18 protein-coding genes are annotated in these 19,794 nt (G+C 66.8%); 1 reads left to right on the top strand and 17 read right to left on the bottom strand.

The window, feature by feature from the left end:
• Window positions 1-110 precede the first annotated feature (110 nt).
• The 13 genes from gyrA to RVU70_RS16520 all read right to left on the bottom strand — a co-directional run bounded on the left by gyrA (window position 111) and on the right by RVU70_RS16520 (window position 14,488).
• Window positions 111-2,849: a DNA gyrase subunit A gene (gyrA, locus tag RVU70_RS16580; protein ID WP_363348252.1), complete on the bottom strand. Its 2,739-nt coding sequence runs from the start codon at window positions 2,847-2,849 to the stop codon at window positions 111-113.
• A 350-nt stretch (window positions 2,850-3,199) separates the two neighbouring features.
• On the bottom strand, window positions 3,200-5,227 hold the full coding sequence (locus RVU70_RS16575) for a DUF2167 domain-containing protein (protein ID WP_363348250.1): 2,028 nt from the start codon (window positions 5,225-5,227) through the stop codon (window positions 3,200-3,202).
• Window positions 5,228-5,368: 141 nt separating this feature from the next.
• Complete coding sequence (locus RVU70_RS16570; RefSeq protein ID WP_363348248.1) at window positions 5,369-5,740, bottom strand: iron-sulfur cluster assembly accessory protein; 372 nt, start codon at window positions 5,738-5,740, stop codon at window positions 5,369-5,371.
• A gap of 19 nt (window positions 5,741-5,759) precedes the next feature.
• Window positions 5,760-6,185: a VOC family protein gene (locus RVU70_RS16565; protein WP_363348246.1), complete on the bottom strand. Its 426-nt coding sequence runs from the start codon at window positions 6,183-6,185 to the stop codon at window positions 5,760-5,762.
• A gap of 12 nt (window positions 6,186-6,197) precedes the next feature.
• Window positions 6,198-6,509 (bottom strand): SUF system Fe-S cluster assembly protein, encoded by a 312-nt coding sequence (locus RVU70_RS16560; RefSeq protein ID WP_363351381.1) that lies wholly within the window; start codon window positions 6,507-6,509, stop codon window positions 6,198-6,200.
• Between the two features lie 82 nt (window positions 6,510-6,591).
• Complete coding sequence (locus tag RVU70_RS16555; RefSeq protein ID WP_363348244.1) at window positions 6,592-7,833, bottom strand: cysteine desulfurase; 1,242 nt, start codon at window positions 7,831-7,833, stop codon at window positions 6,592-6,594.
• The gene (gene sufD, locus RVU70_RS16550; protein ID WP_363348242.1) at window positions 7,830-9,119 is read right to left on the bottom strand and encodes a Fe-S cluster assembly protein SufD; all 1,290 of its coding nucleotides are present in this window, start codon (window positions 9,117-9,119) and stop codon (window positions 7,830-7,832) included. Before sufD ends, RVU70_RS16555 begins: the two co-directional genes overlap by 4 nt.
• Window positions 9,120-9,123: 4 nt before the next feature.
• Window positions 9,124-9,876, bottom strand: a complete 753-nt coding sequence (sufC, locus tag RVU70_RS16545) for a Fe-S cluster assembly ATPase SufC (RefSeq protein ID WP_363351379.1) — start codon at window positions 9,874-9,876, stop codon at window positions 9,124-9,126.
• An 80-nt stretch (window positions 9,877-9,956) separates the two neighbouring features.
• Window positions 9,957-10,322 (bottom strand): HEPN domain-containing protein, encoded by a 366-nt coding sequence (locus tag RVU70_RS16540; RefSeq protein WP_363348240.1) that lies wholly within the window; start codon window positions 10,320-10,322, stop codon window positions 9,957-9,959.
• Complete coding sequence (locus tag RVU70_RS16535; protein ID WP_363348238.1) at window positions 10,319-10,675, bottom strand: nucleotidyltransferase domain-containing protein; 357 nt, start codon at window positions 10,673-10,675, stop codon at window positions 10,319-10,321. The genes RVU70_RS16540 and RVU70_RS16535 overlap by 4 nt, the downstream gene beginning before the upstream one ends.
• Window positions 10,675-12,144: a Fe-S cluster assembly protein SufB gene (gene sufB, locus RVU70_RS16530; protein ID WP_363348236.1), complete on the bottom strand. Its 1,470-nt coding sequence runs from the start codon at window positions 12,142-12,144 to the stop codon at window positions 10,675-10,677. Before sufB ends, RVU70_RS16535 begins: the two co-directional genes overlap by 1 nt.
• A 62-nt stretch (window positions 12,145-12,206) precedes the next feature.
• Window positions 12,207-13,367 (bottom strand): aminotransferase class V-fold PLP-dependent enzyme, encoded by a 1,161-nt coding sequence (locus tag RVU70_RS16525; RefSeq protein WP_363348234.1) that lies wholly within the window; start codon window positions 13,365-13,367, stop codon window positions 12,207-12,209.
• Window positions 13,368-13,432: 65 nt separating this feature from the next.
• Window positions 13,433-14,488, bottom strand: coding sequence for a hypothetical protein (locus RVU70_RS16520; RefSeq protein WP_363348232.1), 1,056 nt, complete (start codon window positions 14,486-14,488; stop codon window positions 13,433-13,435).
• A 147-nt stretch (window positions 14,489-14,635) separates the two neighbouring features.
• On the opposite strand from RVU70_RS16520, the gene RVU70_RS16515 reads away from it, so the two are divergent.
• A complete protein-coding gene (locus RVU70_RS16515; protein WP_363348230.1) occupies window positions 14,636-15,310 on the top strand; it encodes an alpha/beta hydrolase in 675 nt (224 codons plus the stop codon).
• A gap of 10 nt (window positions 15,311-15,320) precedes the next feature.
• On the opposite strand, the gene RVU70_RS16510 is transcribed toward RVU70_RS16515, so the two are convergent.
• The 4 genes from RVU70_RS16510 to RVU70_RS16495 all read right to left on the bottom strand — a co-directional run bounded on the left by RVU70_RS16510 (window position 15,321) and on the right by RVU70_RS16495 (window position 19,751).
• Entirely contained in the window at window positions 15,321-15,944 is a 624-nt protein-coding gene (locus RVU70_RS16510; protein ID WP_363348227.1) for a redoxin family protein, read from the bottom strand.
• 58 nt (window positions 15,945-16,002) lie between these two features.
• Complete coding sequence (locus RVU70_RS16505; RefSeq protein WP_363348225.1) at window positions 16,003-17,118, bottom strand: anhydro-N-acetylmuramic acid kinase; 1,116 nt, start codon at window positions 17,116-17,118, stop codon at window positions 16,003-16,005.
• A gap of 299 nt (window positions 17,119-17,417) precedes the next feature.
• Entirely contained in the window at window positions 17,418-17,600 is a 183-nt protein-coding gene (locus RVU70_RS16500; RefSeq protein ID WP_363348223.1) for a hypothetical protein, read from the bottom strand.
• A 75-nt stretch (window positions 17,601-17,675) separates the two neighbouring features.
• Window positions 17,676-19,751 (bottom strand): hypothetical protein, encoded by a 2,076-nt coding sequence (locus RVU70_RS16495; protein WP_363348221.1) that lies wholly within the window; start codon window positions 19,749-19,751, stop codon window positions 17,676-17,678.
• Between the last annotated feature and the right edge of the window lie 43 nt (window positions 19,752-19,794).

Genomic DNA, 19,794 nt, shown 5'->3' with positions numbered 1-19,794 from the left:
GGCCTCTACGCTCTTGGATGACAATGCGAGTGGTCTGGCAAACTGGGTCGGCCAATGGGTTGAGAGGTCTGTGACTCACGCCTTGGCCCACTCCCCACTGCGGGGCGAAATCACTCAGCCTCGTCCCCCTCGTCCTCCGCTTCGCCCACATCCCCGATATGCTCGACCGACACCACGCGCTCGTCCTCGGCCGTATTGAAGACGATCACGCCCTGCGTGCCGCGGCCGGCGATGCGGATGCCGTCGACCGAACAGCGGATCAGCTGGCCGCCGTCGGTGACGAGCATGATCTCGTCGCCCTGCTCCACCGGGAATGACGCGACGAGCTTGCCGTTGCGGGCGTTGACCGCCATGGCGACGATGCCTTTGCCGCCGCGTCCCGTGATGCGGTATTCGTACGACGACGTTCGTTTGCCAAAGCCGTTTTCCGAAACCGTCAGAATGATCTGCTCGGCCGCCTGCATCTCGTAGAAGCGCGCCTCCGAGAGTTCGACGGACGTCCCGGCGTCTTCCGTGTCGGCCCCCGTCTCCGGCGCGACGTCCTCGCCCATGCGGCGACGCAGGGCGCTGGCTTTCTTCAAATAAGCGCCGCGCTCGTCGCCGTTCGCCTCGAAATGTTTCAGGATGGAGAGCGAGATCACCTTGTCGCCGGCGCCGAGCGACACGCCGCGCACGCCCATCGAGGTGCGGCCCTGGAAGACGCGCACCTCGGGAACGGCGAAACGAATGCACTGGCCGTCGCGCGTCGTCAGCAGAATGTCGTCGGCCTCGGTCGCCGTGGCCACGTCGACGATCGCCTCGCCCGCGTCGAGCTTCATGGCGATGAGGCCGTTGCGGCGCACGTCGACGAAATCGGAGAGCTTGTTGCGCCGCACCGTGCCGCCGGTCGTGGCGAAGATGACGTCGAGCGTCGACCAGCTCTCTTCATCCTCGGGCAACGGCATGATGGTGGTGATGCGCTCGTTCTGCTCCAGCGGCAGCATATTGACGAGCGCCTTGCCGCGCGCCTGCGGCGCCGCCAGCGGCAGGCGCCACACCTTCTCTTTATAGGCCTTGCCGAGCGAGGAGAAGAACAGCACCGGCGTATGCGTATTGGCGACGAACAGCCGATGGACGAAATCCTCCTCCTTCGTCTGCATCCCGGAGCGGCCCTTGCCGCCGCGCCTTTGCGCGCGATAGGTCGAGAGCGGCACCCGCTTGATGTAGCCGGCGTGCGAGACGGTCACGACCATGTCCTCGCGGGCGATGAGGTCCTCGTCCTCGACCTCGCCGTCGGCTTCGATGATCTGCGTGCGGCGGGGCGTGGCGTACGCCTCCTTCACCGCCAGCATCTCGTCCTTGACGATGCCGAAGAGCTTTTCGCGCGAGCCGAGAATCTCGAGATATTCCGCGATTTCCGCCGCGAGCTTGTTCAACGCCTCGGCGATCTCCTCGCGGCCGAGCGCCGTGAGACGCTGCAGGCGCAGGTCGAGAATGGCGCGCGCCTGCGCCTCGGAGAGACGGATCGTGCCGTCGTGGGAAAGCTTGTGGCGCGGATCGGCGATGAGTTCGACGAGCGGCGCCATGTCCTTCGCCGGCCAGTCGCGCGCCATCAGCGCTTCGCGCGCCGCCGCGGCGTCGGGCGAATTGCGAATCAGGCGGATGACTTCGTCGATATTCGCCACTGCAATGGCGAGGCCGACCTGCAGATGCGCGTTGTCGCGCGCCTTGGCGAGGCGGAACTTGGTGCGGCGCGTGACGACCGTCTCGCGGAAGTCGATGAAAGCGCGCAGCACGTCGGTGAGCGTGAGCAACTCCGGGCGCCCGCCGTTGAGCGCGATCATATTGACCGCGAAGCTCGACTGCAGCGCGGTGTGGCGCCAGAGCTGGTTCAAGACCACGTCGGCGACCGCCTCGCGCTTCAACTCGACGACGATGCGCATGCCGTCGCGGTCGGACTCGTCGCGCAGATCCGAGATGCCCTCGATCTTCTTTTCCTTGACGAGCTCGGCAATGCGCTCGATGAGCGCCGCCTTGTTCACCTGATAAGGAATTTCCGTGAAAATGATCGCTTCGCGCTCTTTGCGCAGCGTTTCGATGTCCGCCTTGGCGCGCATGATGATCGAGCCGCGGCCCGTGGCGTAGGCGTTGCGGATGCCGCCGCGGCCGAGGATCGTCGCCGCCGTCGGGAAGTCTGGCCCCGGCACGATCTCCATGAGCTCCGCGACCGTCATGTCGGGACGGTCGATCAAGGCGATCGCCGCGTCGATGACTTCGCCCAAGTTATGCGGCGGGATATTCGTCGCCATGCCGACGGCGATGCCGCCCGCGCCGTTGACCAGAAGATTGGGGAAACGCGCCGGCAGGACCGTCGGCTCACGCTCCTTGCCGTCATAATTGGGCTGGAAGTCGACCGTGCCTTCGTCGATGTCCTCGAGCAGCGCGAGAGCGGGCTTGGCGAGACGCGACTCGGTGTAGCGCATGGCCGCCGGCGGATCGTTGTCGACCGAGCCGAAATTGCCCTGCCCGTCGACGAGCATGAGCCGCATCGAAAAGGGCTGCGCCATGCGCACCAAAGCGTCATAGATCGCGGCGTCGCCATGCGGGTGATATTTACCCATGACGTCGCCGACGACGCGCGCGGACTTCACATAGGGCTTGTCCGGCGTAATGCCGTTTTCATGCATCGAGAACAAAATGCGCCGATGCACGGGCTTGAGGCCGTCGCGCACGTCCGGCAACGCGCGGCTCACGATCACGCTCATCGCGTAATCGAGATAGCTGCGCTTCATCTCGTCGGCGATGGATACGGGCCTGATGTCTGAACCGGGCTTGTCGGAACCGTCTTTTTTCGTGTCGTCGTCGGCCAAGGGCGCGCCAATCCGAGTGAATTTCAGCCTCTCGATCCTATAGGCGATTCTCGGCGCCCGCGCCAGTTTCTGAGAGGAAAGAACAGCAAATAAAAGCAATAAGTTAGGAAAAGGGTAATCAAAGCGGAGCTTTGGGCGCCGATCTGTGCCCGCGCTTTCTCTCGGGACGCCGCTCGTGGGGAGATAGACGGACTCTTGCGGGCGCGGTCCGGGGCCGTTCCTCCCGCCGGCCCCGCCTCCTTCGCCGCCGCCTCAGATTGAAGCGCAACGCTCTGATAAAGCGAGGGAAAGCCTCCCGAGCGAGGCCCCCCTCCGCAGCGGCGTCACGTCGGAAGCGCCATGGGCTTGATTTACGCCATGGCCCGCCGGGCGCGGGCGGCGGCGATGGCCGCAGAGGCGGCGGCGTCGCCCGGCTCGATCAGGCTGAAATCTTCCTGGTCGACCGTCGGCGACGCGGGCGCGCGAGACGTGGTCGAGAAGTCGTCCGCGTCGCGGGCCGCCTGCGACGAGAACGGCGTCGTCATCTCCGCTTCGCCGGCGCCCTGCGGCGTCGCGTCGGCCGCGTCTCCCTCGTTGCTGTCGAGGATCACAGCGTTCAGATCGAAGTCTTCAGCGAGCGCCGGCGCGGCCCCGCCCATTCGTCGCCGCCGCAAGGCCCGCGCCGGGTCAACGGCGGGCGGCGGCGGTTCTTGCGGTCGGCGCATGCGGAGGGCGAATTTCCGAAGCACGGAAACCGGCTCCTTTGCGCCGTCGGCCGCGCCCTGGCTCCGCGTTTGCAGGCCGGAAACTTCCGCCGCCAGGGCGGCGACAGTCGATGCGTCTTCCTGCTGCGCTGGCGTGGCGGCGGACGGGCGCGCAATTCTGCGCGCAAGCCGCGCATGCAGCGTCGGCAGCAGGCGGGCGACAAGCGACGCAGGCGCGGCCGAGGGAGGCGCGCTCTTGACCTCTTGCGAGCGTTCGGTCGCGGGGTCGGAGGGTTGACCTTGGCGCGAGCGTTTCGCGCGCATATAGAGAAGCAGCGCCCCGAGGCCCATGAGCGGCAAATAGATCGTGACGAACTGGTCGAAGAACGACGTCTCGTTCGCCGCAGCCGCCGGCTCCGCCGGCTCGGGCGTCCTGGCGCTGACGTCGTGAATGAGCAGATCGGCGGCGCGATACGGCGCGACCTTATCGGCCGCAGCGTCGAAATCGTCGTAGCTGTTGCCGTGATTGAAGACGATCGTGCCGGCCAACGCCCTGATTTCGTTCTTGAGACGCTCCGCCTTCCCCGCCCCCTCGACCAGTCCGATCTTGATGGCCCCTGAGCGCCCCAACGCCCAGGCCTCGCAATGGAAGAACCGGTTGGGCGCGTTCGGCCCCTCGGCCGCGACCGCCACGCAGGCGGAAAGGCGGCGCTTCGCGTCGAGGGCCGGCGGCTCGAGCCAGCCCTCGAGCGTCACGGCGGGCTGCCCTGTGGCGGCGCGTTTGGCGTTTACTGCCGGCAGGCTCTCTCTGAAGGCCGCGAGCGCCCTCTCCGGGTCGAGCGACCCGGGGTCCCCAATCTCGATATGGCCATCATCGAGAAGTTCGACCGGGGCCAACCAGTCGAGCGCGCCGCTGGCCGGGGCGACAATCCCCTGCATGCCGCCGCGCCAGTCGAGGCCGACCTCCGCCGCGAGCTTGCGGGCGGCGTCCAGCGGGATGAAAATCCGGCCCGCCGGCAGCCACAGCGTCGCGCGGTCGGCGATCCGCGCCTCAACCGGGCCGACGAGGCCCTCGGCGAGAATCGCAGTGATACGCGCATCGGCGGGCGACTCGGCGGCCGGTTCGGCCGCAGCGGCCGTCTCGCGCGCAGGTTCGGCGGCGGGAGGCGCCGCATCGGCGACGGGGTCGAGCAGCGGAACCAGAGACGGCGCGTCGCCGCTTTGCAGCCCCGCCGACAAACTGAGCGTGCGCGCCGGCGCATTCGGCTCCTGGACGGCGATTCGAGCATTGAGCGCCACAGTCGGCAGGTCGCCGGATGCGGGGCCGCTGGTCGACGCCTCGGGACCCTTTGCGGCGAGTGCGACGGGCGACGGCGCAGATGGGTGCGACCCTCCCGCCGCGACAGTCTGCGGCTGCGGCGGCTGTGGCTCCGCCGGATTCGCAGCGGCGGACGTCGGCTGATCCGCAACCGCCGCGGGCGGAACCGTCGGCCCCGCCTCGACGGCGGGCGACGCGCCTTTGTTCGCCAGGGCCGGCTTTTTCATCGGCGCGGCGGCGCCGGTCAGCGGCTTCAACGGCGGCATGACAAAAACGAGGTCGTTGGCCTCCCGCGCCTGCCCCGCCGCCGCAAATGCGGCGAGAGCGGCGAGGAGAGCAAGGCTCGACGCGACGGCAGGCGGTTTGCTGAAAGACATTGGCGGCTCCACGCATAAACGCATGGCGGGAGCTTTGCCGTTGGTTACTGAAAAAAATGCTATTTACTCGACCGCCCGGCCGACAACGCGGCGGCAGGGTTAACGCCCTGTTCTCGCCTTCGACGATTGCGGCGAGAGGCGCTAGGCGGCGCCCAGAGCGGCTGGGTCAGCCGCTTTCAGCTCAACGCTTTCCCCGCAGCCGCAGGCAGACGTCTGATTTGGATTTTCGAAGACGAAGGTAGAGGAAAATTGCGTGGTCTTCACGTCCATGCGCGTGCCCAGCAAATACAGCACCGCAGCGCCGTCGACGATTACGCGGCCTCCCTCGAATTCGATGACTTCGTCTCCCTTTTGCGGCTCGGCGAGGTCCATCTTGTAGGACATCCCCGCGCAGCCGCCCTTTTCGACTGAAATGCGCAGCCCGGCGCCCGGTTCGGCGTTGGCCAGAAGACCGCGCACGCGCTCGGCGGCGGCGGGACTGACTGTCATGACATCCAGTTTTGGCAGGGCCATTTCAGTTTTCTTCCTTCTCTCAATAATTCGCCCAGAGCCCTGGGGTCGCCAGTTCGACCAGATGGCCGTCTGGGTCGCGGAAATACAGGCTCTCGCCGCCGCGCGGCCATTTCATCCGCGCTTCTATCTCGACGCCGCATTCGGCCAGTCGCGCTTCCCACCCGGGCAAATCCGCCGCCTCCACCGAAAAGGCGAGATGCAGCGGCCCGCTCCCGTCATGTGGCGGGATGCGCCCGCCGGGAAGCTCCACCGCCTCCAGCGTTCCGCCGCGACGGAAGAGCAGCAGCACGCTCGCCGGTCCGCAGTCGAGCGCCCACATGCGGCTGTCCTGCGTCATGGGCTCGAGCCCGAGCGCCTCGCCGTAGAAGCGCCCGGCGCGGGCGAGATCGTCGACGTAAAGCGCCGTCTCCAGAACTTTGGGCCTTGTCTGCGGGACGCGCTGCATGGCGCCCTCCTCTCACCACATGTCGAGCGCCACTCGCGCCTCGTCCGACATCCGGCTTTGGTCCCATGGCGGATTGAACACCATGTTGACCTTGACGTCGCTGACGCCCGGCACGGCGCTCACCGCGTTCTTCACCCATATGGGCATTTCGCCGGCGACGGGACACCCCGGCGCCGTCAGCGTCATGTCGATCTCGACAACGCCGTCCTCCGAAATGTCGACGCGGTAAACCAGGCCGAGCTCATAAATGTCGGCGGGGATTTCGGGATCGTACACGGTCTTGAGCGCCTTGATGACGTCATTGGTCAGGCGCTCGTTCTCCATGGCCTCGGCGGCGTCGCTGGTCTCCGCCGCGCTTTGCGTCCCGCTGGTGTTGAGAGCTTCGCTCATCAGCAAGAGAACCTCCTCACGCGAAAAGTTTTTGAGCTTTTAGCAAAGCCTCTGCCAACCGGTCGATCTCCTCGCGCGTGTTGTAGAGCGCGAAGGAGGCGCGGCATGTCGACGTGACGCCGTAATGCGTCAACAGCGGCATGGCGCAATGCGTTCCGGCCCGCACGGCGACGCCGGATCGATCGATAATCGTCGCAATATCATGGGCATGGGCGGAAGCCATCTCGAAGGCCACGATCGGCCCCTTGTCCGGCGCGGCGCCAAAAATGCGCAGTCCGTCGATCTCGCCGAGGCGGCTTTGTGCATAAGCGGTGAGCTGCGCCTCATGAGCGCGGATGGCGCTCTTGCCGATCTTCTCGACATAGTCGAGCGCCGCAGCGAGTCCGACCGCCTGCGCGATCGGCGGCGTGCCAGCTTCGAAGCGGTGCGGCGGCGCGTTATAAGTCACCGTCTCGCGGGTGACCGTCTCGATCATCTCGCCGCCGCCAGCGTAGGGAGGCAAATTCTCGAGCCATTTCCTCTTGCCGTAAAGGGCGCCGATCCCCGTCGGCCCGTAGAGCTTGTGGCCGGTGAGGATATAAAAATCCACGTCGAGCGCCTGCACGTCGACGTCGAGATGCACGGCCCCTTGCGAACCGTCCACGCAGATAGGGACGCCGTGCGCATGGGCGATGCGGGCGATCTGGGCGATCGGCGTCGGCGTCGCCAACACATTGGACATATGCGTCACCGAAACGATCTTGGTGCGCTCGGTGAACATCTTCTCGAAGGCGGCGAGATCGATCACGCCGTCGTCGTCCGGTTCGATCCATTTGATCACGGCGCCCTTGCGCTCGCGCAGGAAATGCCAGGGGACGATGTTGGAATGATGCTCCATCAGCGAGAGAATGATCTCGTCGCCTTCGCCGATATGCGCCAGGCCGTAGGAAGCCGCGACGAGATTCAGCGCCTCCGTCGCGCCTCGGGTGAAGATGATTTCGTCCGTGGACTCGGCGTTGAGGAAGCGCCGCACCGTCTCGCGCGCGCCCTCATAGCCCTCGGTCGCGGCGTTGGCGAGATAATGCAGGCCGCGATGCACGTTGGCGTATTCGTGCTCGTAGAAATGCGTCAGCCGCTCGATCACCGCGCGCGGCTTCTGCGCCGAGGCGGCGTTGTCGAGATAGGCCAGCGGCTTCCCGTAGGGACGCTCGGCGAGGATCGGGAAATCCGCGCGGATCGCCTCGACGTCATAGACCTTGAAGGGCGCGTTCTCGTTCATGCCGATCTCCCGGCAAGCCAGGCCGACACGCGCGCCGAGAGGAATTCGAGCAGCGCGAGATTTTCGAGCCCGGAGAAGGCTTCATTGGCGAAGCCCTCGATCAACAGCGACTCCGCCTCGCGACGGGGCACGCCGCGCGCCATGAGATAGAACAGCTGGTCGCGGTCGAGCCGGCCGCAGGTCGCGCCATGGCCGCACTGCACGTCGTCGGCGAAGATTTCGAGCTCCGGCTTGTTGTTCATCGTGGCGCCGTCGGTCAGGAGCAGCGCCTTCGACTGCATGGCGCCGTCGGTCTTTTGCGCATGCGGCCGCACGACGACCTTACCCTGGAAGACGCCCGTTCCCTGTTCGTCGAGGATGTAGCGAAACCGCTCGCGGCTCGCGCCATGGGGCAGCGCGTGATCGACGACGAGCGTCGTGTCGACATGCTGGCGCCCGCGCGCCAGCGTCGCGCCGTTGAGGGAGACCTTCGCCTGCTCGCCGTCGAGCCGCGCGAAAATCTGCCGTCGCAACAGGCCCGCGCCTTCGAGAAGCGCATAGGAGGCGAGCGTCGCGCCCGCGTCGAGATGGGCGATCAGGCTCATCACCCGAACGAGCGCGTCGCTCTTTCCGGTCGCATGCGTGACGAGATCGACCGTGGCCCCCAACGCAAGGCGCAGGATCAGCGCCTGATTGTCCTGCGCGGGCCCGGGGCCAAGCGCGCCGGCGCTCTCGACGATGGTCGCTTTGGCGTCCTTGCCGACGATGATGAGCGAACGCGAGAAGCTCGATTGCGCCGTCTCGCCCGAGACCAGATTCGTCAATTCGATCGGCTTCGCCACCGTTACGCCGGCCGGAATGCGCAGGACGACGCCGTCCTGCATCAGCGCCGCGTTGAGCGCGACCATGGCGTCGTCGGCCTGCACGTCGGCGCTGGCGATCAGCGCCATCAGGCCTGGCGCGCCCTGGGCCAAGGCGTCTCGCAGCGGTTGCGCCTTGACGCCTTGCGGAAGCCCGGCGAGGTCGGAAAGGTCGGGACGGAAGGCGCCGTCGAGCGTGACGAGGCGGATCGTGTCCTGAGTGCGCGCGATTGGCGGCGCGCCGCCGACGCCGGGCGCAATGGGGGCGGGCTTTGCAAGCGCCGCTTTGAGATCGGTGTAATGCCAGGACTCCACGCGGCGGTTCGGCAGCCCCATGCGGGAGAAGCTCTCCCAGGCCGCCTCGCGAAAGGCGCTCGCCCCTTTGGCCTTCATCTCCTCGAAAAGCGAAGCGAAGGCGGCGTCGGTCTCTGTCGCGAGTTTAATCATGCGCCTACGCCGCCTCTTCGGCCAGATATTCGTGATAGCCGCGCTCTTCGAGTTCAAGCGCCAGCTCCGGCCCGCCCGAGCGCTGGATGACGCCCTTGGCCATGACATGCACCGTGTCGGGCTTAATGTAATCGAGCAGCCGCTGGTAATGGGTGATGACGAGGAAGGAGCGCTGCGGCGACCGTAGCGCATTGACGCCTTCCGAGACGACGCGCAGCGCGTCGATGTCGAGGCCGGAGTCGGTCTCGTCGAGAATGCCGACGGAAGGCTCGAGCAGCGCCATCTGCAGCACTTCCATGCGCTTCTTCTCGCCGCCGGAGAAGCCGGAATTGAGCGGCCGGCGCAGCATCTCCTGCGACACGCCGAGCTTCGCCGCGGCGTCACGCACGCGCTTCATGAAATCCGGCGTCTGCAATTCCGCCTCGCCGCGCGAGCGGCGCTGGGCGTTCATCGCCGCCTTGAGGAAAGTCATGGTGGCGACGCCGGGGATTTCGACCGGATATTGGAAAGCGAGAAACAGCCCTCGCGCCGCGCGCGCATGCGGTTCGAGCTCGAGGATGTTCTCGCCATTGAGCAGCACTTCGCCGTTGGTGATCTCATAGCCCTCGCGGCCGGCGATCACATAGGAGAGCGTCGACTTGCCGGTGCCGTTCGGTCCCATGATGGCGGCGACCTCGCCGTCCTTTACGGTGAGCGTCAGGCCCTTGAGAATCTCTCGGTCGCCGACCGAAACGTGGAGGTTTTTGATTTCGAGCATCTTCACGGCCTATTTTTCCTGGGGGCCAGCGTTGCTGACCATTCTTCACCACTTTTCGAGCAACCGGCTTACATCGCTCTTTAACCGTTCAATGTGTTCCTGGCGCCTGCACGCGTCGCCGCTCGGTGGGGATGCAATCGCGCCCGAGGCGGTCGGATAACGAAACCGCGTTGCCGCGGAACCAGCGTCTCGAACTCCAGAAACCGCGCTTTCAGGACGTGATCTGGAGGCAGCATATCGGCAAGCTGACGAATATTGTGCGTGGGGCCAACGGGCACGCCTTCCGCCTCCAGAACAGCACGCAGCAATTTCTCCACGCATTGTTGCTGAAAGTAAGCCGCCTGCCGAGGCAACCTTGCGAGCAGCATGCCTGCCGCTCCAAACTCCTCCTCGGCGAGGGAGAGAAATGAAGCGATGCGTCGCCGCCGTTGCGCTTCTGCACTCATGGCGCACTGGCGTCATAGAGCTTCCTTCCCTGGCCGATGATGTGCGAAACAAACGAAGTGGGAAGTTCCGCGCCATCGTCAAAGTCTTCTGCGGAACACGGAACCACGTCGCAACCGACGCCCGAACCGGCCAGAGTCGCATCGACCAATTCGTAATCGTCCGAGCCGAAAGCGCCGCCGCGTTTCGCCACGACGAGAAGGTCGAAATCGCTATCGGGCCGCGCATCTCCACGCGCCCGACTGCCGAAAAGCCAGATTTCCTTCGGATCGAGCGCATCTCGCAGGCGAGCGACAATCGCCGCGAGAGCTGCGTCTTCGTTCGAAAAAACGCCGTGGTTCGGCCGCACCCGCATCAACCCACGCTCCCCTCGAGCGAGATCGAGATCAGCTTCTGCGCCTCGACCGCGAACTCCATCGGCAATTGCTGCAGCACGTCGCGCACGAAGCCGTTGACGATCAGCGCCGTCGCCTCTTCCGCCGACAGCCCGCGCTGCATCGCGTAGAAGAGCTGATCCTCGGAAATCTTCGAGGTCGTCGCCTCGTGCTCGAACTGCGCGCTCGGATTCTTCGACTCGATGTAGGGGACAGTATGCGCGCCGCAGTCGTGGCCGATCAGCAGACTGTCGCATTGGGTGAAGTTGCGCGCGCCTTCCGCCTTGCGATGCGCCGAGACCTGCCCGCGATAGGTGTTCTGCGACTTGCCGGCCGAAATGCCTTTGGAGACGATGCGGCTCTTCGTATTGCGGCCGAGGTGGATCATCTTTGTGCCGCTGTCGACCTGCTGATGGCCGTTCGACACGGCGATGGAATAGAACTCGCCCTGCGAGCCGTCGCCGCGCAGAATGCAGGACGGATATTTCCAGGTGATCGCCGAGCCCGTCTCCACCTGCGTCCAGGAGATGTGCGAATTGCGCCCGCGGCAGTCGCCGCGCTTGGTGACGAAATTATAGATGCCGCCCCTGCCCTCGCTGTCGCCCGGATACCAGTTCTGCACGGTCGAATATTTGATTTCCGCGTCGTCGAGCGCGACCAGCTCCACGACGGCGGCGTGCAACTGGTTCTCGTCGCGCTTGGGCGCCGTGCAGCCTTCGAGATAGCTCACATAGGAGCCTTCGTCGGCGATGATCAGCGTGCGCTCGAACTGCCCCGTCTTCTGCTCATTGATGCGGAAGTAGGTGGAGAGCTCCATCGGACAGCGCACGCCCTTCGGCACATAGACGAAGGAGCCGTCGGAGAAGACGGCGCTGTTCAGCGTCGCGTAGAAATTATCGGTCACCGGGACGACCGAGCCGAGATATTTGCGCACCAGCTCGGGATGCGTCTGCACGGCCTCCGAGATCGGGCAGAAGATCACGCCCGCCTTAGCCAGCTCCTCCTTGAACGTCGTCGCCACCGAGACGGAGTCGAACACCGCGTCGACCGCCACTTTGCGCGTCTCGACGCCGGCGAGAATCTCCTGCTCGCGCAACGGAATGCCGAGCTTCTCATAGGTGCGCAACAGTTCGGGATCGACCTCGTCGAGCGACTTCGGACCCGGCGTCGATTTCGGCGCCGCGTAATAGTAGAGGTCCTGGTAATCGATTGGCGGATAGTTGACTCGCGCCCAGTTGGGCTCGCGCATGGTCAGCCAGCGGCGGTAAGCCTCGAGGCGCCATTCGGTCAGCCACTCGGGTTCGTTCTTCTTGGCGGAGATGAAGCGAACAATCTCTTCGCTCAGGCCCTTGGGCGCCTTCTCCGACTCGATATCGGTCGTAAACCCATACTTATAAGCGTCGACGTCGATTTCCTCGACGCGCGCAACGGTCTCCTGACGAGCCGCCATTTTCTCTTTCTCCTCGTCACGACGGGTTCAAGGCCCGCCGGCCGATCAGGTTCCGCCTCTTTTCAGGCGACGGAACGCCGCGACCTGATACGGTCCACGACTTCCGCAAGAACCATTCCAAACTGTTTTACATCCTCGTCGCGCGTAGACCAACCCAGACTGACGCGCAACGCCTCTTTTTCTTGCGCCCCCATCGCGGCGAGCACATGCGACTCGCGCACCTTGCCCGACGAGCAGGCCGAGCCGCTCGACACGGCGACGCCGGAAAGATCGAGCGCCATCAACAACGTATGTGCCGGCATGCCCGGTATCGCGAAGGCCGAGACGCAAGCCGCTCGCGGCGACCCGCGTCCGAAGAAGCGCGCCTGCGGGGCGATTGCGGCGACGCGCTCTTCCAAACGGTCGCGCAGCGGCCCGAGCCTCGCGGTTTCCGCCTCCCGCGACGTCAGCGCAGCCTCGAAAGCCGCCGCGAATCCGGCGATTGCGGGGACGTTCTCAGTCCCAGCGCGCCGGCCGAACTCCTGTCCTCCGCCGCGCAGCAGCGTTTCTCCTATGTGGAGATCATCTTGCGCCGCCGCAAGCGCCCCCGCCCCGGCGGGACCGCCGAGCTTGTGTGAGGAAAAGAACAAGAAATCGGATTGGGTTGTCGTGAATGTCGTCTCGATTCGGCCAATCGCCTGGGTGGCGTCGCAGACGACGAGCCCGCCCGCGGCATGGACCCGCGCGGCCGCCTCGCGAACCGGCTGAATGACGCCCGTTTCATTGTTTACCGCCTGAAGCGCGAGCATGAGTCGCCTGCCGGCATGGCGCGCCAGCGCCGCCTCGAGCGCCGGCAGAGACAGGGCGCCTTCAGGCGTGAACGCGACGCGCTCGATTGCGCCGGCCGCGAACCGTCCCCCCTGCAACACCGCCGGGTGCTCCCCCGCCCCGAGCAGCGCGACCTCGATCGGGCCTCCTTCCTTACCGCGATGCAACATCGGCGAGAGAACGAGAGTCGCGGCCTCCGTCGCGCCGCTGGTGAAGGTCACATTGCGCGCCGCGGTCCCGAGGCCCTTGGCGATCGTCGCGCGCGCCTGCTCCAGAACCCCTTTCGCCGCCCGCCCCTCGGCGTGAACGGCGGAGGCGTTGCCCGGCCCCTCCATCGCCGCCAGCATCGCCGCCCGCGCCTCGGGGCGCAGCGGCGAGGTGGCGTTATGGTCGAGGTAGATTCGATTGCTTGACATAGAGCAGATTTACGCCTTCCCGGTCCTCAGCGGGAGGGGTCGGCGGGTCACTTCCCCGCGCGGCGTCAAATCCTCCGCCCCAGCCAGAATCCGAAACGCTGCGCCAGCAGCGCGAGCCCCAGCAGCGCGCCGATAAGCGCAAAGATCGCCTCGACCGCCGCGCTCGCGAGCCCGGCGAAGACCAGCGCCCCCCGCCCGAGCGTCGCAAGGATCGCCCGCGTCGTGCCGCCCCGCGCCGCCGCAAGACGCGCGGCCTTGCGCAGCTCTGCGCCATTTTCGGCGACAGCCACAACGTCCTTCACGCCCCGCGCGCCGGCGCGGCGATAGATCGTGGCGGCGTCCTCGCCGAGCGCGCGAAAGCTCGCCAGCGCGCCGGGACGCAAGACCCTGGCCGCGGCGGCGCGGGCGGCGGCGAGGTCGAAGCGGGCGGCGGCCCCCAATCCGGCCGTCAGCGCCTCGCGATCCACGGCCTTGCCGGCGGCGGCGGTCAACGATTTCGCGAGCGGCGCCGACAGGCGGCCGGCCTTCTGGGCGCCCTTGACGAGGGTGACGCCGGAGCGCGCCGGCAGCAAGGCGCCCACGCTCGACCATGTGGCGGCCGAGAGCGCGAGCCCCGCCGCCGCCAGGCCGACGACGAGTTCGTCCGCCTGTTCGCCGCGCCGGACCTTCTCGGCCTCGCTCAAGAGATCGCGCAGATCGCCGTAGCCGGTGAGGTCGCCGGCGAGCGCCCCGGCGAAGGCTGCGCCGTTGTCGCGCGACCCGTGCAGAAAGCCTTGCGCGAAATCCTCTGCGGCGGTCTCGCCCGCCTTGGCGCGCAGCGCCTCGAGCCGCGCCTGCTGCTCCGCCGTCGCCGACAGGCCGCGCATACGGCCGAGCGTCACGAAGCTCTCGGCGAGGTCGGCGTCGCCAGCGGAAAGCCCCGCATCGAGCCCGGCCGAGAATCGCGACGGCGTCAGCGTCTGATCGAGCCGCGCGTCGGAGAGCGCGACGGGATCCTCTTTCGCGGCGGCAATGCGGAGCCCGTCATAGGCGGGCGCGACGTTCTTCGCCGCGAACCACAGGAGAATTGCGGCGAGAGCCAGGAAGACAGACGTGCGCGCGCGGGCCGAAGCAAGGGTCATAAGCGAGATGTAGGCGCGCCGGCGGCGCAGCGGGAGATGCGGCGAATCCGCGCCCGACGCAAACGCTGCTTCGCGTCGAATTCCCTTGCATTTCACTCGGTCAAGCGTGTTAAGAAGCCGGCCTGCCCGTTTCCACAGGGATTTCCCATGCCCGAAGTCATCTTCACCGGTCCGGCCGGCAGGCTCGAAGGCCGCTTCCATCAGTCCGCCACGCGGGGCGCGCCGATTGCGATCATCCTGCACCCGCATCCGCAGTTCGGCGGGACGATGAACAATCAGATTGTCTATCATCTCTACTATGCCTTCGCGGAGCGCGGCTTTTCGGTGCTGCGGTTCAACTTCCGCGGCGTTGGTCGATCGCAGGGCGCCTTCGACCATGGTTCCGGCGAATTATCGGACGCCGCCGCCGCGCTCGATTGGGCGCAGGCGGTGAACCCCGAAGCGCGCGCCTGCTGGATCGCCGGCGTCTCCTTCGGCTCGTGGATCGGCATGCAGCTTCTCATGCGCCGGCCGGAGATCGAGGGCTTCGTCTCGGTCGCGCCGCCGGCGAATCGGTTCGACTTCTCCTTCCTCGCCCCCTGCCCGTCGTCGGGCCTGTTCATCCACGGCGATCAGGACCGCGTCGCGCCGCTGAAGGAAGTGACCGGGCTGATCGAGAAGCTCAAGACGCAGAAGGGCATCGTCATCGAGCACGCGGTCGTCGAGGGCGCGAACCACTTCTTCGAGAACAAGGTCGAGCCGCTGATCGCCCATGTCGACGCCTATCTCGACAGGCGGCTGGGCAATCCGCCGCGGATCCAGATCCCCGCGCGCGGCGATTGAGCCTCGGTTTTTATCCTCTCTCCCCGCCGGCGGGGAGAGAGGGGCCGCGCCCCAGTCGCGGCGCAATTTCCCTGTCGACCACCGCCTCCGTCAGCCCTTCGTAGGTTGACCATTCTATGATGGGTCCGGGCCCGATCACAAAGGTCGCGGGCACGCCGCGCGCGCCCAGCGCGCGCTGAACATAGGTCTCCGTATCCGCCCCGACCGCGGCGAAGGGATTGCCGTATTTCGCGAGAAAATAACGGGCGCGCGCCGGCGGGTCCTTGACGTCCACCCCGTAGATTGGGGCGAGATTGCGCTTCGCCAGCGCCATGAGATGCTTGTGCTCGTCCCGGCAGGTCGGGCACCAGGACGCCCAGAAGTTCAAAAGGCAGCGCTTGCCGGCGAGATCGGCGCTTGAGAGGCCCGGCAGCGGTTTGCCGCTGGCGTCCAGCAAGCCCTCGACCGGCGGCAGTTCGAAACGCGCGAGCGAGAACGGGTTGAAGAGCCGCGCCGTCATGTCCTTCTTCTTCCAGACATGTTCGACGACCGCGCCGCCGGCGCCCAAGCCCATGACGCCCATCGCTCCCAGAACAAGGCTGCGCCTTGTGGCGAACCATTCGACCTTCTTGGGCGCGTCTGCGGAGGCGGTCATCGGCAATGCTCACAGCATTTTGCCTGAGGCTTAGCCGATAAGACCTAAGAAATTCCTATCACATGCTCGCGACGGGCCGCGCCAGCCGCCCGCCGGGCATGGGCTCCGGCGCGCCGGTCGTCGTCGGGAAGGTGATCGGCAGCCCTTGCAGCATGCGCGCGGCGAGATAGGCGAAAGCCTGCGCCTCCATCGAATCCGCCGACCAGCCGACGGCGTCGGCGGTCGTGACCTTGCACGGGAGGCGCATCACCAGTTCGCGCACGAGGATCGGATTGCGCGCGCCGCCGCCGCAGACGATCAGCAATTGCGGCTGCGTCGGCAGATGCGGGAAGAGCCGCAGCACCGAGGCCGCCGTGAAGGCGGTGAGCGTCGCGGCCGCGTCCTCGGTCGCGAGCTTGGCGATCGGATCGAGCGAGAATGCGTTGCGGTCGAGCGACTTCGGCGGCGGCTGATCGAAGAAGGGATGGGCGAGCATGCGCAGCAGCGCCGCCTCGTTGACCCGCCCGCGCGCCGCCATATGGCCATCTCGGTCGATGGGCGCGCCGGTGCGCTGGAGCATGAGGTCGTCGATCAGCGCATTGCCCGGGCCGGTGTCGCAGGCGATCGGCTGCTCGCCGTCCGCGATGTAGGTGACATTGGCGACGCCGCCGATATTGAGCAGCGCGACCTCGCCTTTCATGCCGCCGCCCAAGACCAGAGCCCGGTGAAACACCGGCACGATCGGCGCCCCCTCGCCGCCCGCGGCGATGTCGGCGGCGCGGAAGTCATAGGCCACGTCGACGCCCAGCCGATCGGCGAGCGCCTGTCCGTCGCCGATCTGGATCGTGAGCTTCTGCTTGGGCTTGTGCAACACCGTCTGGCCGTGGAAGCCCACGATGTCGATCGAGCCGGGCTCCAGGGCATTATCGCGCAGAAAGGTCTCGACCGCCTCCGCGTGCCGGTCCGTCACCATGCGCTCCGCGAAGGCGAGAACGCCGGGCCGCGCGTCGCGGTCCTCCAGGGTCGCGGCTTCCGCGAGGGCGTTGCGCAGCAACGCACGGTCCGCGTCATTATAGGGGCAATGCCCCGTCGGCCCAAAGGACACCGCCGCGTCGCCGTCAGTCTCGATGAGCGCGACGTCGACGCCGTCCATCGAGGTGCCGGACATGAGGCCGATGGCGCGATAGGTGGGCAAGGGCGATTCTCCCGGGAAACGGGAGCACAATAGCAGGATGGGCCGCCGCTTGCCTCCCCTTGCATGGGGCTTCCGGGGAAAGGCGTATTGCCGGGCGTTTGAATAGCGCCGATGCAGCGCTCATCCCTCCCCTTTACGGGGAGGGTGGCCCCGCCGTCAGGCGGGGTCGGGTGGGGTAAGCCCCAGCCACAGTCTAGCGGCGCGAACCCCACCCGGCGGCCGTTGGCCGCCGACCTCCCCGGAAAGGGGAGGCGTTGCGCAGACACAGATGGCCGCTTTTCCTGATGCGCTGCGAGGGCTCAGCTCTGATGCGGCCCGAGCATCTCCTTGATGGCCGCCTCGATGCGCCGCCAGGTGGTCGCCTCGTCGGCTTTCCCCTGCTCTTCGAGAGCGCGCGCCTTCTGCGCCGCCTCAGCGGCGGCTTTGGGCCCATGCGCCTGAAACAATTGGCGGGCGAAATCGGCGACTTCCACTCCTTGCATGGCGATGCTCCATCTTCCCCTCGCGCCCCCTGTCCATATAGGGCGCGAGCGTGAGGAGAAGCCCGCAGGCGGGCTTTACCGCTTGCCTTCCCACGCCCAGGCTGTGACCACGACGCTCAGCAGGGCGAGCATCGCCCAGAGCCCCAGCCCCAGCGGCGCCGTTTCGACCCCAACGAGCGTCGAGGCCCCGGTCTGGCGAATCCCGATCCAGTCCGCGCCGCCATAGCGGCTGGCGTCGGTCATCTCCACGATGCGCGGCAGGGTCACGGCGTCGCTGCTCTTGCTCAGCCGCCGCACCGTGCCGCCCGTCGCCTCGGCGAGCGGCTGGAGTTTCTCCGTGGTCGAAGCCACCTCGCGGAATTCGCGCGGGTTCGCGGGCCCGACGTTGACGAGCGCCGTCAGCCCGTCGCTCTCGAAGCGCCACAGGCCCATTTCCTTGGCGTCGAGCCCAGCGCGCCACAGGCCCGGCTCGCTCTGGCGCAGCGTCAGCTGCTGCGTTGCGCCCGAGGGCGCGGTCGCCCTCACCGGCGCCGCTTCGTCCTTTAAGGTCTGGCGCTCGATCGTCACGTCGCGGCCCCGCGCCTGCGCGCGGAGCGCCTCTTCTTCGAGGTCCGGCTGCTTCATCAGCCAATGGGCGAGGCGGCGCGTGAGGTCGGCGTTGGGGCCGCCGCCGTCGAAGCCGCGCGCCCACAGCCAGATCTGGTCGGAGAGCAGCAGCGCCACCCTTCCCTTGCCCTCATGCGAGAGCACGAGCAGCGGTTTGTCGCGCGCGCCGGAGAGGATCGAATTGCCCTTGAGCACGTCGGCGTCGACCTGCCGGAACCATTCGCCCCATTGCGGCGGATCGGCTTTCGCGCCCGGCAGCCCGCGCGTGACGGGATGCTTCTCGCCGTCCTTGCTCACGCGCGCCTTGAACGGCTGTTCGTAAAGCGCCCCCTCGGGGCGCGCGGGCAGGATGTTTTCGAGCGGCGAGTAATAGAGCCCCTGAGCCGTGGCGTAATCCGGCCCTACCGCGGCCAGGAAGGCTCCGCCGTTTTCGACGAAGCGCGCGATATTGTCGAAGTAGATCGACGGCAGCAGCGTCTGGTTCGAATAGCGGTCGAAGATGATGAGGTCGAATTCATTGATCTTGCGGCCGAAGAGGTCTGCGGTCGGGAAGGCGATCAGCGAGAGTTCGGACGCCGGCGTCACGTCGAGCTTTTCCGGCGGGCGCAAAATCGTGAAATGGACCAGTTCGACGTTGGCGTCGGCGCGCAATAGATTGCGCCAGCTGCGCTCGCCGGGATGGGGCTCGCCGGAGACGAGCAGAACCTTCAGCCGGTCGCGCACGCCTTCGATCGACAGGACGGCCTTGTTGTCGGCGAGGGTGATCTCGCCCGGCGCCGGCGGGACTTCCAGTTCGACGATATTGGCGCCGCCGTGGGTGATCTTGACCGGGATGTTGACGACGTCGCCCGGCACGGGGCTATAGGTCGGGAGCTGTTCGCCGTCGCGGCGCACGGTGATCGGCGCGCGCGCGCCGTCGCCGCCGGTGTCGACGACGCGGGCGCGGACCGTCTGCTCCTTGCCGACGATGCCGAAACGCGGGGCCTCGACAAGTTCGATACGGCGGTCGCGCTCGCCCTCGCGGCCAGTGATCAGCGCATGGACCGGCGCCCTGAATCCGAGCGCCTCGGCCTTCGCCGGAATATCGTGAACGACGCCGTCGGTGACGAGCAGCGCGGCGCCGACGCGCTCCGGCGGCACGTCTTTGAGCGCCTGCTCCAGCGCGCCGAAGAGCTTGGTGCCGTCATTGCCGCTGGCGTCGTTCGTGACCGAGACCACGCGCGTTTCGACGTCGCCGAATTTGGCGAGCGCCGCCTCGAGCCCCTTGCGCGCCTCCTCGGTCTGCTGGGCGCGTGCGCCGAAGTTCTGACTCTCACTTCGATCCAGCACGACGGCCACGACGGACTTTTGCGGGTCGCGCTTCTCGCGCACGAGCGAGGGGTCGGTCATCGCGGCGAGCGCCAGCGCCAGCGCAAAGGCGCGAAAGAGGGTCGCGCGCTGCCCGAGGGTCGCCCCGAGAATGAGCGCCATTGTCGCGAGCAACGCCAGCGCGGCAAGCAGCGGCCAGGGGAGCAATGGCGCGAAGGTGAGGTTGAGGTCGGTCATCGGCGCTTCCCTGTCGCCCGCCCGTCGGCGGCGTCAACGCCGA

This window comes from Methylocystis echinoides, from assembly GCF_040687965.1.
GTDB classification, from domain to species: Bacteria; Pseudomonadota; Alphaproteobacteria; order Rhizobiales; family Beijerinckiaceae; genus Methylocystis; species Methylocystis echinoides_A.
This window is presented reverse-complemented; position numbering and strand designations above follow the sequence as displayed.